16 protein-coding genes are annotated in these 14201 nt (G+C 41.0%); 15 read left to right on the top strand and 1 reads right to left on the bottom strand.

All coding sequences use genetic code 11. From position 1 onward, the window contains the following. Window positions 1–39 precede the first annotated feature (39 nt). From MHB51_RS06070 to MHB51_RS06015, 12 genes are all read left to right on the top strand, one after another. On the top strand, window positions 40–579 hold the full coding sequence (locus tag MHB51_RS06070) for an NUDIX hydrolase (RefSeq protein WP_342559472.1): 540 nt from the start codon (window positions 40–42) through the stop codon (window positions 577–579). Between the two features lie 76 nt (window positions 580–655). After that, complete coding sequence (locus MHB51_RS06065) at window positions 656–1168, top strand: hypothetical protein (protein ID WP_107942358.1); 513 nt, start codon at window positions 656–658, stop codon at window positions 1166–1168. 209 nt (window positions 1169–1377) lie between these two features. Continuing rightward, window positions 1378–1833 (top strand): Fur family transcriptional regulator, encoded by a 456-nt coding sequence (locus tag MHB51_RS06060; protein ID WP_066171088.1) that lies wholly within the window; start codon window positions 1378–1380, stop codon window positions 1831–1833. Window positions 1834–2128: 295 nt separating this feature from the next. After that, complete coding sequence (gene xerD, locus MHB51_RS06055; RefSeq protein WP_066171083.1) at window positions 2129–3031, top strand: site-specific tyrosine recombinase XerD; 903 nt, start codon at window positions 2129–2131, stop codon at window positions 3029–3031. 125 nt (window positions 3032–3156) lie between these two features. Then, window positions 3157–4335: a phosphopentomutase gene (deoB, locus tag MHB51_RS06050; RefSeq protein ID WP_342559222.1), complete on the top strand. Its 1179-nt coding sequence runs from the start codon at window positions 3157–3159 to the stop codon at window positions 4333–4335. Between the two features lie 13 nt (window positions 4336–4348). Further along, the gene (locus tag MHB51_RS06045) at window positions 4349–5653 is read left to right on the top strand and encodes a pyrimidine-nucleoside phosphorylase (RefSeq protein WP_342559221.1); all 1305 of its coding nucleotides are present in this window, start codon (window positions 4349–4351) and stop codon (window positions 5651–5653) included. Between the two features lie 301 nt (window positions 5654–5954). Then, entirely contained in the window at window positions 5955–6308 is a 354-nt protein-coding gene (locus MHB51_RS06040; RefSeq protein WP_107942360.1) for an anti-sigma factor antagonist, read from the top strand. Then, window positions 6301–6741: an anti-sigma F factor gene (gene spoIIAB, locus MHB51_RS06035; protein WP_066171071.1), complete on the top strand. Its 441-nt coding sequence runs from the start codon at window positions 6301–6303 to the stop codon at window positions 6739–6741. The genes MHB51_RS06040 and spoIIAB overlap by 8 nt, the downstream gene beginning before the upstream one ends. Then, window positions 6725–7525, top strand: a complete 801-nt coding sequence (locus MHB51_RS06030; RefSeq protein WP_082799117.1) for a SigF/SigG family RNA polymerase sporulation sigma factor — start codon at window positions 6725–6727, stop codon at window positions 7523–7525. Before spoIIAB ends, MHB51_RS06030 begins: the two co-directional genes overlap by 17 nt. Continuing rightward, window positions 7522–8964: a spore germination protein gene (locus MHB51_RS06025; RefSeq protein ID WP_342559220.1), complete on the top strand. Its 1443-nt coding sequence runs from the start codon at window positions 7522–7524 to the stop codon at window positions 8962–8964. Before MHB51_RS06030 ends, MHB51_RS06025 begins: the two co-directional genes overlap by 4 nt. Window positions 8965–9040: 76 nt before the next feature. Further along, window positions 9041–10360: a diaminopimelate decarboxylase gene (gene lysA / locus MHB51_RS06020; protein WP_342559219.1), complete on the top strand. Its 1320-nt coding sequence runs from the start codon at window positions 9041–9043 to the stop codon at window positions 10358–10360. Window positions 10361–10509: 149 nt separating this feature from the next. After that, complete coding sequence (locus tag MHB51_RS06015; protein WP_107942364.1) at window positions 10510–10863, top strand: GNAT family N-acetyltransferase; 354 nt, start codon at window positions 10510–10512, stop codon at window positions 10861–10863. A 354-nt stretch (window positions 10864–11217) separates the two neighbouring features. On the opposite strand, the gene MHB51_RS06010 is transcribed toward MHB51_RS06015, so the two are convergent. Next, the gene (locus MHB51_RS06010; RefSeq protein WP_342559471.1) at window positions 11218–11757 is read right to left on the bottom strand and encodes a DUF309 domain-containing protein; all 540 of its coding nucleotides are present in this window, start codon (window positions 11755–11757) and stop codon (window positions 11218–11220) included. 129 nt (window positions 11758–11886) lie between these two features. On the opposite strand from MHB51_RS06010, the gene MHB51_RS06005 reads away from it, so the two are divergent. From MHB51_RS06005 to MHB51_RS05995, 3 genes are read left to right on the top strand one after another with little or no spacing between them, the layout of a single operon-like run. Next, a complete protein-coding gene (locus tag MHB51_RS06005; protein WP_066171054.1) occupies window positions 11887–12669 on the top strand; it encodes a segregation/condensation protein A in 783 nt (260 codons plus the stop codon). Continuing rightward, complete coding sequence (scpB, locus tag MHB51_RS06000; RefSeq protein WP_107942367.1) at window positions 12635–13222, top strand: SMC-Scp complex subunit ScpB; 588 nt, start codon at window positions 12635–12637, stop codon at window positions 13220–13222. Before MHB51_RS06005 ends, scpB begins: the two co-directional genes overlap by 35 nt. Before the next feature lie 12 nt (window positions 13223–13234). After that, window positions 13235–14200 (top strand): D-alanyl-D-alanine carboxypeptidase family protein, encoded by a 966-nt coding sequence (locus tag MHB51_RS05995; RefSeq protein ID WP_066171048.1) that lies wholly within the window; start codon window positions 13235–13237, stop codon window positions 14198–14200. Window position 14201 lies beyond the last annotated feature (1 nt).

Genomic DNA, 14201 nt, shown 5'->3' with positions numbered 1-14201 from the left:
CAATGGATTTATCTTGTGCGACAAGTGGGGCGAATCAATTTGAATAAATTTGAAGAAAAAACAGTTTTATCACAGCCTATTTTTAAAGGGCGAGTGATTTCGCTGAAAGTAGATGATGTGCTGTTACCAAATGGTGAGATGGCAAAAAGGGAAGTGGTGAATCATCCTGGGGCAGTCGCAATTATTGCGCTGACGGATGCGGGCAAATTATTAGTTGTTGAGCAATATCGCAAGGCACTAGAGCGCTCAATTATAGAAATTCCTGCTGGTAAGCTAGAACCAGGGGAAAAGCCGGAAGTGACAGCGAAGAGAGAGCTTGAAGAAGAAACGGGCTACACATGCGGGGAACTTACATATTTACAAACATTCGCAACCTCGCCTGGCTTTGCGGATGAGCTAATTCATTTATTTGTAGCACGTAAGCTTATTCCATTAAAGGAAAAGGCTGCTCTTGATGATGATGAATTTGTGGAATTAATGGAAGTAACGTTAGAAGAAGCAGAGGAAATGATGACGAGTGGCGCTATTTATGATGCGAAAACCGCCTATGCTGTAATGTGGTTAAAAAATCAAAAATAATGCATAGAAAACGATTTTAACATATTTGCATATCAGCCTTGGACTAGCATAAGTTGGTTGTAAAGGAGGCTGAAATTTGCGGACAAGCATTATAATACAATTAACAAGTATGATTGTCGTTGGTTTTTTAAGTGGGGTTGCTTGTTTTTATATATTTAGCTTAGAGCAAGCAATTGCACTCATTCAGCTAATGGACGGGCGTATATTGCAAGAAGAGGCACCTAGCGTCATGCAAACGATATTACCAGTGGGTTTCGCAATTGCGGTTGTACTATTATTTGCAACACATCCTTTTTGCGCATTTGTGGCAAAATGGTTAATTGCGTTACGAGCGACGTTTCTAGGGTTTAGCTCCATGTATTTATTGACGCAACAAAAATCTTTACTTGCATACGGTATATGGTGGTTTCCTTTTCAGTTCATTTATTGTATTTTACTATTAATGATTTGTTTAGGTATTTCGACGAAAAGACCGATGCGTTTTGCGAAAAAAGGTACTGCGACATATAGACGAATGCTAGCAATTATACTATTATTTTGCATACTTGCATTATTAGAAATGCTTGTTATATCGTATGTGTTTAAATAGATTGCAGGCTATAAGATTTCCATATCAATGCTAGAGTCGCCATATTGGGAATAACAGCCTGTAAAAAAACTCGATTGATGAAGCTAACAATCCATGGGCTGAAAGGTCATTTTATACTGATAGCAAATGAATTATTTAGATAAAGCATCATTAACTTGTCAGTCGTTTTACTCATTTGGTATAATAAGAGGAGTTTAGGAGGGCGTCACATGGAGAGCCGTATTGATCGTATTAAAAAACAACTGCATAGTGCTAGCTATAAGTTGACGCCACAGCGTGAAGCGACAGTGGCCGTTCTGCTTGAACATGAAGAAGATCATTTAAGCGCAGAAGATGTTTTTTTGCTAGTAAAGGAAAAAGCTCCTGAAATAGGCTTAGCGACTGTATACCGTACGTTAGAATTATTAACTGAGCTAAAAATTGTTGATAAAATCAATTTTGGTGACGGTGTATCTCGTTATGACCTGAGACAAGAAGGAGCAGCACATTTTCACCATCATTTAGTTTGTATTGAATGTGGTGCAGTTGATGAAATTCAAGAAGACTTATTAGAAGATGTAGAAGCAGTAGTAGAAAAACGATGGAATTTTATCATTAAAGATCATCGACTAACATTTCATGGTATTTGTTGGCGATGCCAAGACAATGAAGATTCAAGTGAGTAGAAAGAAAGCTGTCTAAAAAGTTATTTTAAGACAGCTTTTTTGCACAGAAGTAAATGTTTAACTTTTTTCAGTGTGTGGCAGGACACCTGCTGACAAAGAGGAACTCAGTCTTAGAACACCATGTCCTGTGGTAACGACTGAGTAACCAACCTCAGGCGAATGATATAGATTTTAGGGGATTTTGGACTAAAACTAGCCGGGGCATAATTGATTATAGAAGCGGAGGGTGTTGGAAAAGGTTTTGCCTTTCCTGACAGCCCTTTTTCATTTCTACCTAAATTTTAGGAGGGATTTAATGACGAATGTATTTCAAGATGCGATTGCAGATTATATTCATTTCATTCGCGTAGAGCGTCAATTATCTGACAATACGCTCGTCTCATATGAGCGAGATTTAGCAAGCTATGCTGCATTTATTCAGGCACAGCAGCTACCATCCTTCAACGAAGTAACGCGTGCAATTATTTTATTGCATTTAGAGGCGCTGCGTGCAGCAGGTAAAACACCGCGTACAATTGCGCGTCATATTTCATCAATCAGGTCGTTTCATCAATTTTTATTAAGGGAAAAAGTAACGACAACTGACCCAACTGTGCATCTTGAAATGCCACAATTGGAGCAAAAGCTACCAAAAGTTCTCTCAACACAAGAGATTGATGCACTGATTGCGGCCCCAGACCTTTCAAAGGCACAGGGAGTTCGCGATGTCGCCATGCTAGAGCTGTTATATGCAACAGGGATGCGCATTAGTGAGCTCATTGAGCTTGATATTACCGATATTCATTTAACGATGGGCTTTGTGCGTGTATTTGGTAAAGGCGGGAAGGAAAGAATTATTCCACTCGGTCGCGGTGCGATTGCTGCCTGTGAAAATTATTTAGGTCGAGCACGTTATGAGCTACAGGGCAAATATCCAAAAACTGACGCGTTATTTATTAATCGTAGAGGGAAAAGATTAACTAGACAAGGCTGCTGGAAGCTATTGAAAGAGCATGCACGGCAGGCAAATATTCAACATGAAATTACGCCGCATGTGCTGCGCCATTCCTTTGCAACACATTTAATTGAAAATGGAGCAGATTTACGGGCGGTGCAGGAAATGTTAGGTCATTCAGATATTTCGACAACACAAATTTACACACATGTGAGCAAAACAAGATTATCAGAAGTATATAAGCAATTTCATCCTCGGGCGTAATTGACCATAAATCTAAGTGAAATAGCTTGGAAAATTAAAAAATTTCACACAGTCGGATGTCTGACCTTTATTTTTAAATTATTTTTGGTAAAATATATAATAGTAAGAAGGAGGTCGTGCAATTAATGAAAGCGTTTAAAAAGATACATGTAATTGTAATGGATTCAGTAGGCATCGGGGAAGCACCGGATGCACATAAATTTGGCGATGTTGGTTCAAATACTTTAGGTCATATTGCAGAAGAAATGAATGGTTTAAAGATGCCTACGATGGAAAGTTTAGGCTTATCAAATATTCGAGAGCTACAAGGTATTGCAAAGGTAGACGAGCCAAAAGCATATTATGGCATGATGCAAGAGGCGTCCGTAGGGAAAGATACAATGACTGGTCATTGGGAAATCATGGGGCTTAACATTGACAAGCCATTTAAAGTGTACCCAGACGGCTTTCCACAGGAGTTAATTGCACAATTAGAGGCGCGTATAGGACGTAAAGTATTGTGTAACAAGCCTGCGAGTGGTACGGCGGTCATTGACGACTTTGGACAAGAGCATATGGAAACAGGCGCAATAATCGTCTATACATCTGCTGACCCTGTGTTACAAATTGCAGCACACGAGGAAATAATCCCTTTAGAGGAGCTTTATAAAATTTGTGAAATTGCTCGCGAATTAACATTGCAGCCTGAATATTTAGTAGGGCGTGTCATTGCACGTCCGTTTGTTGGTCAACCAGGTAACTTTACACGTACGGCTAATCGACACGACTACGCATTGACACCGTTTGGTCGCACAACGATGGCGGAAATGAAGGATGCAGGATTGGATGTCATTGCAATTGGGAAGATTTCCGATATTTTCAACGGCGATGGTGTGACAGAGTCAATTCGTACGAAAAATAATACAGATGGCATGGATAAAATGGTAGAAGTAGCACAGCGTGATTTCCGAGGTATGAGCTTTTTAAATTTAGTCGATTTCGATGCCAATTTCGGTCATCGTCGCGACCCAATCGGTTATGGTGAGGCACTAGAGGAATTCGACCGTCGCTTGCCGGAGGTATTATCTAAATTAGGTGAAGATGATTTATTGCTTATTACAGCCGACCACGGCAATGACCCAACATTCCCAGGCACAGACCACACGCGTGAATACGTACCTTTAATCGTTTATTCACCGCGCTTTAATGGTGGGGCAGAGCTATCATTACGCGAAACATTTGCAGATATTGCAGCAACAATTGCTGACAATTTTAAAATCGCTGCACCTGAATTTGGCACAAGTTTTTTGCAACGATTGAAATAGGGGGGCTTGACTAATGAGAATGGTAGATATTATAGAGAAAAAACGGGATGGTCAAACATTAACGACAGAGGAAATTCGTTTTTTCATTAACGGCTATACGAATGGTGACGTACCAGACTATCAGGCGAGTGCATTGTTAATGGCGATTTATTTCCAAGGAATGGCTGATCATGAATTAGCTGATTTAACGATGGCAATGGTTGAGTCTGGCGAACAAATCAAGCTAACAGAAATCGATGGCATTAAAGTAGACAAGCATTCGACAGGTGGCGTAGGGGATACGACGACATTGCCATTAGCAGCGATGGTAGCTGCTGTAGGTGTTCCTGTTGCTAAAATGAGTGGTCGAGGCTTAGGACATACAGGTGGTACAATTGATAAATTAGAGGCGATTGCTGGCTTTCATGTTGAGCTAACGAATGAACAATTTGCGCAGCAAGTAAATGATATTAAGATGGCTGTTATTGGACAAAGTGGCAATTTAACACCTGCTGATAAAAAGCTTTACGCATTGCGTGATGTAACAGCAACGGTATCAAGCATTCCATTAATTGCAAGCTCGATTATGTCGAAAAAAATCGCAGCAGGTGCAGATGCCATCGTACTTGATGTAAAAACAGGTGATGGCGCTTTTATGAAAACAGCCGATGATGCGAAAATGCTTGCTGAAGCGATGGTACGTATCGGCAACAATGTTGGTCGTAATACGATGGCCATTATTTCAGATATGAGCCAGCCGCTTGGATATGCTATTGGCAATGCGCTTGAAATTCAAGAGGCAATTGATACGCTAAAAGGGCATGGACCAGCAGATTTGAACGAGCTTTGTTATACGCTTGGCTCGCAAATGGTCGTGCTTGGTGGTAAAGCAGCAACAATCAGGGAAGCGCGTGCAATGCTAGAGGAAGCTGTGGCAAATGGCGCAGCACTTGAAGTATTGAAAAAATTTATCACAGCACAGGGTGGAGATGCCACTGTTGTTGATGAACCAGCGCAGCTCCCAAAGGCTGCTTATGTAACGGAGCTTGTGGCGAAGGAAGCAGGCTACGTAGCAAAAATCGAAGCAGATGATATTGGCACAGCAGCGATGCTACTTGGCGCAGGGCGTGCAACAAAGGAATCGGAAATCGATTTAGCAGTAGGATTAGTGCTACGCAAAAAAGTTAGTGATTATGTAGAAGCGGGCGAATCACTTGTGACAATCCACGCAAACCGTGAGCAAATCGATGATGTCATCGAAAAAATTTATGCGCATATTCATTTGACACAGGAGCCAGTCGCTGCCCCAAAGTTGATTGAAGCGATTATTACAAAATAGTAGATAATCTAGCCTATAAAATCGGAGCAAATCCGATTTTATAGGCTTTTTATGTGCAAATGAGGAATAACCCTAGTAACATAACCCCCTAAAAATAAAGAAAACATCAAAGATTGAAAAGCTCTCTAAAAAAGCTCTTTTATATGTGATAAAAATCAAATTTAATGTTTAAAAATCATGCAGCTTTCCCATACTTTGACGTATAGGCACTAGTTTTAGCGAAGTGGCACTAGTTTTGTCAGATGTGAAGGGAAAAGTCGCTCGTCGTAGAATTAGCGATTAGACGAGGAGGCGAAGTATTATGAATTATGAAATTACGGTGTACCCGGAGCAGATTGCCATTATTCGATTATACGGAGAGCTTGGTCATCATGAAACTGAAAAGGTGCGGGCTCAAATTTCGAGAACGATACTGCAGGGACATGTGACAACACTCATTTGGAATTTGGCTGGTCTGCAATTTATGGATAGCTCAGGTGTTGGCCTAATATTGGGAAGAATGCGGGAGCTTAGCATCGTGGGTGGTCAAATTATCATTTTAAACCCTTCATCGACAATGCAGAAAATATTCCAATTTTCTGGACTTGCGCCATATATTATGCATGCAGATGAACAGGCAGCGATTTCACATATAAGGGGGATTGTTCATGGATAACGAAATGACATTATCATTTATTGCAAAAAGTGAGAATGAAAGTTTAGCAAGAATGGCAATTATGAGCTTTATTGCACAGCTTGATCCAACGGTAGACGAGCTGTCTGAATTAAAAACCATTATTTCAGAAGCTGTTTCGAATGCGATTATTCATGGCTACGAGGAGGATGGAAAAAGTGTTGTCACAGTGCGGGCAACATTGACAGGTGATACCGTGCAAGTGAGCATTCAAGATTATGGTAAAGGAATTAGTGATGTTGCGCAGGCGATGGAACCTTTATTTACGACAAAGGCGGCTTTGGAGCGTTCAGGCATGGGCTTTACAATTATGGAAAGCTTCGCGGACGAACTTGTTGTGCAGTCTGTTGTAGGCGAGGGGACAAGCGTCGTTTTTACAAAAAAAATATCATCAGCACATGCGTCAGTCATGTAAAGGGGTGGGGACAATCGAACAGTCTTCAGAAGTATTGTTGACGCAGGCGGAGATGCGAGCATTAATTGAACGCTCGCAGCAAGGGGATATTGAAGCGAGAAAGCGGATGATTGAAGGTAATACACGACTTGTTTGGTCGATTGTGCAACGTTTTTCCTCGCGAGGTGTTGAGCTAGAGGATTTATTTCAAATTGGCTGTATTGGCTTAATGAAATCTATTGATAAATTCGATTTATCCTATGAAGTAAAGTTTTCCACATATGCAGTGCCAATGATTATTGGCGAAATTCAACGCTTTTTACGCGATGATGGTATGGTAAAGGTTAGTCGTTCCATTCGTGAATTAAATTATAAAATTCGCCATGCGACAGAGGAATATATGAAGACGAATGAAAAGCCGCCCTCCATTTCGGAACTAGCAGAGCGCTTAGGTGTGACGCAGGATGACATTTTAATTGCAGCGGATGCGATGCGTGACCCAGCCTCTTTACATGAGCAGCTATTTGAAAATGATGGGGACTCCATTACATTAATGGACCAAATGTATGACGAAAAGTCGCAGCTTCCGTTTGAGTATATTCCGCTGAAGGAAATGCTTACAAAGTTAGATAAACGAGAGCAATCGATTATTTATTTACGCTATTTTGCAGATTTAACACAAACTGAAATAGCAGAGCGTCTCGGCATTTCGCAAGTGCAAGTATCGCGTTTAGAGAAAAAAATATTAGCACAGCTGAAGCAATGGATGGATGTGACAACTACGAAAAAGGCAGTGAAAAAATGACGAATCAGCTTTTTACATCTTTAGAGCAGGCACAGCAACATTTGAAGGAGGTTTTAGGGGAGGGCGAATCGTTTGATGTTTGTATAAAGCCGGTTTTTGTACGCAATATGGAAGTGCTCTCAGTTTATATTTCCGGGCTAGTAGATAGTGAAACATTATCAAATTTACTAGCGGAATTGCAATTTGAGGAGCGGGAGCATATTGAGGATGAGCCCGCATATTTCGATGCGCATTTTAACCATCATGGAAAAGAGCCAGTAGAAACACTTGAGGACTTTTTGCTAGGAGTATTAAGCGGTCGAGTTGGTCTAGTAACATCACATGGTTATTGTTATTGTGCAGAGTTTCGTAATTATCCGGGGCGCAATCCAGAGGAGCCTGATAACGAGAAGGTCATTCGTGGGTCGCGGGACGGCTTTGCGGAAAATATTATGCAAAATACAGGATTGATTCGACGCAGAATTCGAAGTGGAGATTTGCGCTTTGAGCTTTCACAAATTTCTAAGCTAGGAAAAACCGATGTTGCGCTCTGCTATATGAAGGATTTAGTAAATGAAGAACATCTTCACTGGTTACGGGAACGCTTTCAATTAATCGAGCATGATGGTTTAACGATGGCGGATAAATCTTTAGAGGAGTGGCTGTTTAAGCAAAAATTTCATCCGTTACCATTCGTCCGTTATTCGGAGCGACCGGATATTGTGGCAGCGCATGTATTAGAAGGGCATATTGCGATTGTTGTTGATACATCACCTTCTGTTATGTTGATGCCAGTGACGATGTTCCATTTCTTACAACATGCAGAGGAATATCGTCAAGCACCGCTAATTGGCTCGATGATGCGGCTTCTACGTTACTTTGCAGCATTGCTTAGCTTAGTATTACTTCCAATGTGGTATTTATTTGCGAAGGAAAGTCATTTATTACCTGAGACACTTTCCTTTTTAGGTATATCGGAGCCATCTGAAGTACCGCTGTTTTTGCAAATTTTAATTGCAGATTTTGGAATTGAATATTTGCGTATTGCGGCCATTCATACACCGACGCCTCTTTCGACCGCAATGGGGTTAATTGCGGGAATTGTTATTGGACAAATTGCAATTGATGTAGGGCTTTTTTCAAGCGAGGTAGTATTATATACAGCGATTGCTGCAATTTTTACATTCGCCATACCGAATTATGAGTTAAGTATTTCCATTAAAGTTTTCCGTATTTTTTTACTCATTATGACAGCATTGTTTGAGGCTAATGGGTTTTTTATTGCACTATTTATTATATTTTCGTATTTATGTGCATTGCGTCCGATGAAAGTACCATATATGTGGCCACTCATTCCCTTTTTCCCAAAGGCCTTTATGCGTGTTTTTATTCGTTTTCCAATGTCTGATGATGCGCTTAGACCGTATATTGTTGGTGCACAGCAGCGAAAACGAGCATAATGTACATTGCACTTTTGTTCCCTCCTATGGTAAAGTTCTCATATACTATTTTTGAGCGGTAATGGAGGAGAGCAGAGTGCATTTATATGGGACACAGGACATTTCAAGTGATGGGCATTTAACGATTGGTGGCGTAGATACAGTAACGTTAGCAAAGGAATACGGGACACCGCTATTCGTTTATGATACGGCACTAATTCGTGAGCGTGCTAGAGGCTTTATTGATACATTTAAGCAATTAGGTATCAAGGCGGAGGTCGCTTATGCTTCAAAAGCGTTTTCTTGCATTGCGGCATATCAGCTAGCGGCACAGGAGAATTTATCGTTGGACGTTGTATCAGGTGGTGAATTATATACTGCCATTAAAGCTGGATTCCCAGCAGAACGCATTCATTTCCATGGCAATAATAAATCATATACAGAGTTAGAACTTGCATTCGATACGAAAATTGGTTGCATCGTTGTCGATAATTTTTATGAAATTAGCTTGCTCAAAGAAATTTCAGAGGTAAAGCAGCAGCCGATGCGCATTTTATTACGTGTAACGCCAGGTGTAGAAGCACATACGCATGACTTTATTACGACAGGTCAAGCCGACTCGAAATTTGGCTTTGATTTGAATAATGGGCAAGCAGACCGCGCCTTTGAAGAAGTACGCGAGCACAAGTTTTTACAGCTTCTAGGCTTACATTGTCATATAGGCTCACAAATTTTTGAAACAGATGGCTTTAGCCTAGCTGCTGGCAAGCTAATGAAAAAAATTGGTGAATGGAAAGAGCAGCATGGCTTTGAATGCACGGTATTAAATTTGGGCGGAGGCTTTGGCATTCGTTATACTGAGGAAGATAAGCCACTTGCGCCACATATTTATGTAGCTGAAATGATTGACACTGTACAAGCAGAGGCAGCTGCGTTAAAATTAGCGATGCCGGAGATTTGGATTGAGCCAGGTCGCTCGCTTGTCGGTGATGCAGGAACATCACTTTATACGGTTGGTTCACAAAAAACAGTGCCAAATATTCGTGAATATATCGCGGTAGATGGTGGCATGAGCGATAATATTCGCCCAGCACTATACGATGCGAAGTATGAGGCCGTTATTGCAAATAAAGCAAATGCGCCGAAAAGCAGCACTTATACAGTGGCTGGGAAGCTTTGTGAATCTGGGGATAAATTGATGGTCGATGCTGCACTACAAAAGGCGGAGTCTGGTGATATTTTAGCTATGTTTTGTACAGGTGCCTACGGTTTTTCAATGGCTTCAAACTATAACCGTGTGCCGCGTCCAGCCGTTGTTTTTGTAGAGGCGGGTGAACACCAGCTAGCGATTCAACGTGAAAGCTATGATAATATTGTGCAAAACGATCTCCCGTTAGTATTGAAAAAGGGTGAGTAGTCGTTGAGAATATCAAAGTGGAAACTATTAATTGGATTAGTATCATTTATACTATTTTGGGGTTTGATTTATATTTTTGTAATCATTCCACTTTTCTTTAGTTAATGAGCACAATCGTTTCGTATAGCAGAAAATGAGGAAATATAAAAATGTTAGTAAAATATAAAAAAGCGTTTGAAAAAATTGCAATGGGTTTAATTTCGTTAATGCCGAACTGCAAAGATTCAAAGCAATTAATGGAAATTGTTCAGCATTATGAGCAGACGCCAGATTGGCAGCTTTATTTATGGAAACAGGACGATGAATTTGTTGGTACAATTGGTGTAGCTGTAGAAAATGGGATAGCTACAATTCAGCATATTTCCATTATCCCTTCTTATCACGGCGAAGGAATTACTGCTGAGATGCTTGATGAATTGCGTGCTTTAGGCTGTTATGATAGCTTGCAGTATAATGATGAAACTGCGCCATTTTTGCAACGCCATTTATTAGATGAGGAATAATGACAGAGAGGGTGTGAAGAAGGGCTGTCGCAAAAGGTAGCTTTTTCTTGCGATGCAGTGAAAATTTCACTTTCATTCGGAGGAAAACCCGCTAGACGCAGTGCTTCTCCCATATTCAAAGAAAACTCCTGTTATTTTAATCGACGAACACTTAGAAGGAACACCACAGACAGCGACCAAAAAGCCAGCTATGCACGGCTTTTTGGTCGCCCTGTTTTTCCCCCCCGCATGGAAATAAATGTTTCCATCACTTCCCTTTTACTGAAGGAGTACACTGCTAAAGCCAATGTTCATCACATTTTTAAAAGAGGCGTTTTCTATTTTTAGGTGTCAACATTTTACGAAACATCATCGCTACTGTCCAAAATGACGGCTATGCACGGCTTTTTGGACAGCTCCGTTTGCTTTCATTTTATGTTTAGCGCTCAGCTTCTCCAAACGCTCTGCAACGATATCGGAGCGGTCGCGTAGCTTATGTTTATCACGTAAAAACGTGTGGGGAACTGGCTCTAACTGAGCGATTTGCACCGTAACTAGCTGAGCGAATTGTTCATTTATAATTGTTAGTTGAAATGCTTGAAAAGTCTCGCCTGCTTGAATTGCATAAATTGACTTTGAAAGCTTCTGTAAGACATCAGCTTGATTTACCATGTCGAAAAAAGGTGAATTGCTTTGCAGGCATTTTTTTGCCTTTTGCAATGTGCGCAATGCCCCATTTGTATTGCCACGACGCCAATGATATAAGCCTGTTGCTAGTTGGACGAAGCCTACAAGAATATGCTGTCTATCGCCTGGTGCAATTTCCTTCCAGTATTCCTCTAACACTTCATGGCATTCAAAGTAATCTTCATTGCCATTGAAATAAGCGCAATATTGCACGAATAATGGATGCATAACACTCACCTTTCCTCTTTACGAAATACATATTAAAATAGTATCATAACAATTATGCCTTGGCGAAGCTCGAATATATGCTTACGACTAGGGAGAATACCTCGACATATAACGACAGGTGGTAATCAAATGTCTTATGAAGTAAAGCTTGAAGCATTTTCAGGACCACTCGATTTATTATTGCATTTAATTAATCGTTTGGAAATTGATATATATGATATTCCGATGGCCGAATTAACAGCGCAATATATTGACCATATCCATGCAATGCAAGTGTTAGAGTTAAATGAGGCAAGTGAATATTTAGTTATGGCAGCAACGTTGCTCGCAATTAAAAGTAGAATGCTGCTGCCTATTCATGAAGGGGAGATGGAGGATGCGGAGTTTGAGCTTGACAGCGCGGACCCGCGTGACGAGCTTGTGGCACGCCTAATTGAGTATAAAAAATATAAAGAGGCAGCAACTCAGCTACAAGTGCTCGAAGGAGAGCGAGCACAGGTGTATACGCGTCCACCTGCAGATTTATCTGTATTTATGCCGGATGAGCAACTGGCATTATTCGATGCGAATGTGAATGTTTATGATATGCTCGCAGCATTCCAAAAGCTACTGCGTCGTAAACAATTAAGAAAACCTTTACAAACGAGAGTAGCAAGGCAAGAAATTTCTATACGGGAAAAAATGCATGCGGTTGTTGCCTCTTTAAAGAAAACAGGTGGACGTGCGCTATTTTCAGAGCTATTCCCTTATGAGGATAAGTCAACCTTAATTGTTACGTTTTTATCGCTGTTAGAATTAATGAAGCGCCAAGTCGTATTAGTGGAACAGCAGCGTAATTTTGAGGATTTGACAGTGCTCTTACAGAAGGAGGAAATCGATGATGAATCGGGAGACGTTGATGAGCAAAATTGAGGCACTCCTTTTCGTTGTTGGAGATGAGGGGATGACGGTACGTCAGCTAGCTAATTATTTAGATGTAGAAGTTATGGATGTTGAAGCAGGACTAAGTGAGCTTGCAACGCAATATAATGAATCAAAGACATCTGCTATAACATTGAAACAATTGGCGGGTACATATCAATTAACAACAAAACCAGAAATGGCAGAAACGATTAAAAAGCTTGTGGATAACCCAACAAGCCAGCTATTAACAGCGGCATCAGTCGAAGTGCTAGCAATTATTGCGTACAAGCAGCCAATTACAAGAATAGAAGTGGAAGATTTGCGAGGAGTTAAAAGTGAAAAACCAATTCAAACACTTGTTTCAAGGGGGCTTATTCAAGATGTCGGACGTGTAGAAGGAACAGGACGCGCCATTTTATATGGTACAACGAAGGAATTTTTAAATTATTTCGGCTTGAAGGACATAGCAGAGCTACCACCTTTACCAGAGGGACATGATATGGAAGAGGAGCAGGAAGCCGATTTATTTTTAACGAAATTCCAAGAAGCATTTAATGACTAAAGGAGTGGATATTTGAAAAAGTGGCTATGTGTCGTATTGCTTTTCGTTTTATTGCAGCCTTCAGCACAGGCAGCAGGACACGCATATGCGGTAATTGATGCGCAAACAGGTAGGATGCTAATGGGGGCGAATGAGCATGTGAGATTACCGATTGCAAGCTTAACGAAAATATGGACAGCTTTAATTGTTCTTGAAAACAGCGAGCTGCATGATAAGGTGACAATTTCAGAGCGCGCTGCACTAAGTGAAGGCTCTTCTATTTATTTGGAAAAAGGGCAGACGTATTCAATTGAAACATTGCTTTATGGTCTTATGTTGCGCTCTGGCAATGATGCGGCATATGCGCTTGCCGAGCATGTGGGAGGCTCTGTGGAGGGCTTCGTTTATTTAATGAATGAGCGCGCACAGCTAGCGGGCTTGTCGGCTACAAAGTTTAGCAATCCATCTGGCTTACACAATGAGGAGCATCTTTCCTCAGCTTATGATACCGCGCGTATGCTCCAAATCGCGATGCGCAACGAACAGTTTAAAAAAATCGCCTCAACCGTTATTTTTAATGGCGAGCAAAGCTGGAAAAATAAGCATCGCCTTTTATCAGAAAATAACGGCGCAGTTGCAGGCAAAACAGGCTATACAAAAGTAGCGGGTCGCACGCTTGCCACCTATTTTCAAAAAGAGCAAAAACACTTTATTGTTGTGACATTAAATGAATCAAATGACTGGCGCGTGCACACTGCGCTTGCTGACCATATCGCTAGCAATTACGCCGAGCGCACCTTAGCGAAAAAAGGAATATATACAGTAGCAGGCGAAAAAATAACGGTTAATGAGCCGATAAAAATGCTTGTGACGAAAGCGGAAGTGCGTGATATGCAGCATGTTGTCTATTTGCCAACAGACCCCCATAAAAAGGAAGCGATATGGTATGTATATGATAAGGGGCGCCCTGTACACGCTGTAGCTGTACAAAGAGAATAAG

Origin of the sequence: Metasolibacillus sp. FSL K6-0083 (genome assembly GCF_038630865.1) — a bacterium.
Taxonomy (GTDB): Bacteria; Bacillota; Bacilli; order Bacillales_A; family Planococcaceae; genus Metasolibacillus; species Metasolibacillus fluoroglycofenilyticus.
This window is presented reverse-complemented; position numbering and strand designations above follow the sequence as displayed.

What these genes read in the sequence shown, in the direction of transcription:
- MHB51_RS06010 (WP_342559471.1), bottom strand. Translation starts at nt 11,757, where the DNA reads ATGCATCCATTATTCGTGCAATATTGCGCTTATTTCAATGGCAATGAA.
- MHB51_RS06005 (WP_066171054.1), top strand. Translation starts at nt 11,887, where the DNA reads ATGTCTTATGAAGTAAAGCTTGAAGCATTTTCAGGACCACTCGATTTA.
- MHB51_RS06060 (WP_066171088.1), top strand. Translation starts at nt 1,378, where the DNA reads ATGGAGAGCCGTATTGATCGTATTAAAAAACAACTGCATAGTGCTAGC.
- MHB51_RS06045 (WP_342559221.1), top strand. Translation starts at nt 4,349, where the DNA reads ATGAGAATGGTAGATATTATAGAGAAAAAACGGGATGGTCAAACATTA.
- scpB (WP_107942367.1), top strand. Translation starts at nt 12,635, where the DNA reads ATGATGAATCGGGAGACGTTGATGAGCAAAATTGAGGCACTCCTTTTC.
- MHB51_RS06015 (WP_107942364.1), top strand. Translation starts at nt 10,510, where the DNA reads ATGTTAGTAAAATATAAAAAAGCGTTTGAAAAAATTGCAATGGGTTTA.
- MHB51_RS06025 (WP_342559220.1), top strand. Translation starts at nt 7,522, where the DNA reads ATGACGAATCAGCTTTTTACATCTTTAGAGCAGGCACAGCAACATTTG.
- deoB (WP_342559222.1), top strand. Translation starts at nt 3,157, where the DNA reads ATGAAAGCGTTTAAAAAGATACATGTAATTGTAATGGATTCAGTAGGC.
- MHB51_RS06040 (WP_107942360.1), top strand. Translation starts at nt 5,955, where the DNA reads ATGAATTATGAAATTACGGTGTACCCGGAGCAGATTGCCATTATTCGA.
- MHB51_RS06030 (WP_082799117.1), top strand. Translation starts at nt 6,725, where the DNA reads ATGCGTCAGTCATGTAAAGGGGTGGGGACAATCGAACAGTCTTCAGAA.
- spoIIAB (WP_066171071.1), top strand. Translation starts at nt 6,301, where the DNA reads ATGGATAACGAAATGACATTATCATTTATTGCAAAAAGTGAGAATGAA.
- xerD (WP_066171083.1), top strand. Translation starts at nt 2,129, where the DNA reads ATGACGAATGTATTTCAAGATGCGATTGCAGATTATATTCATTTCATT.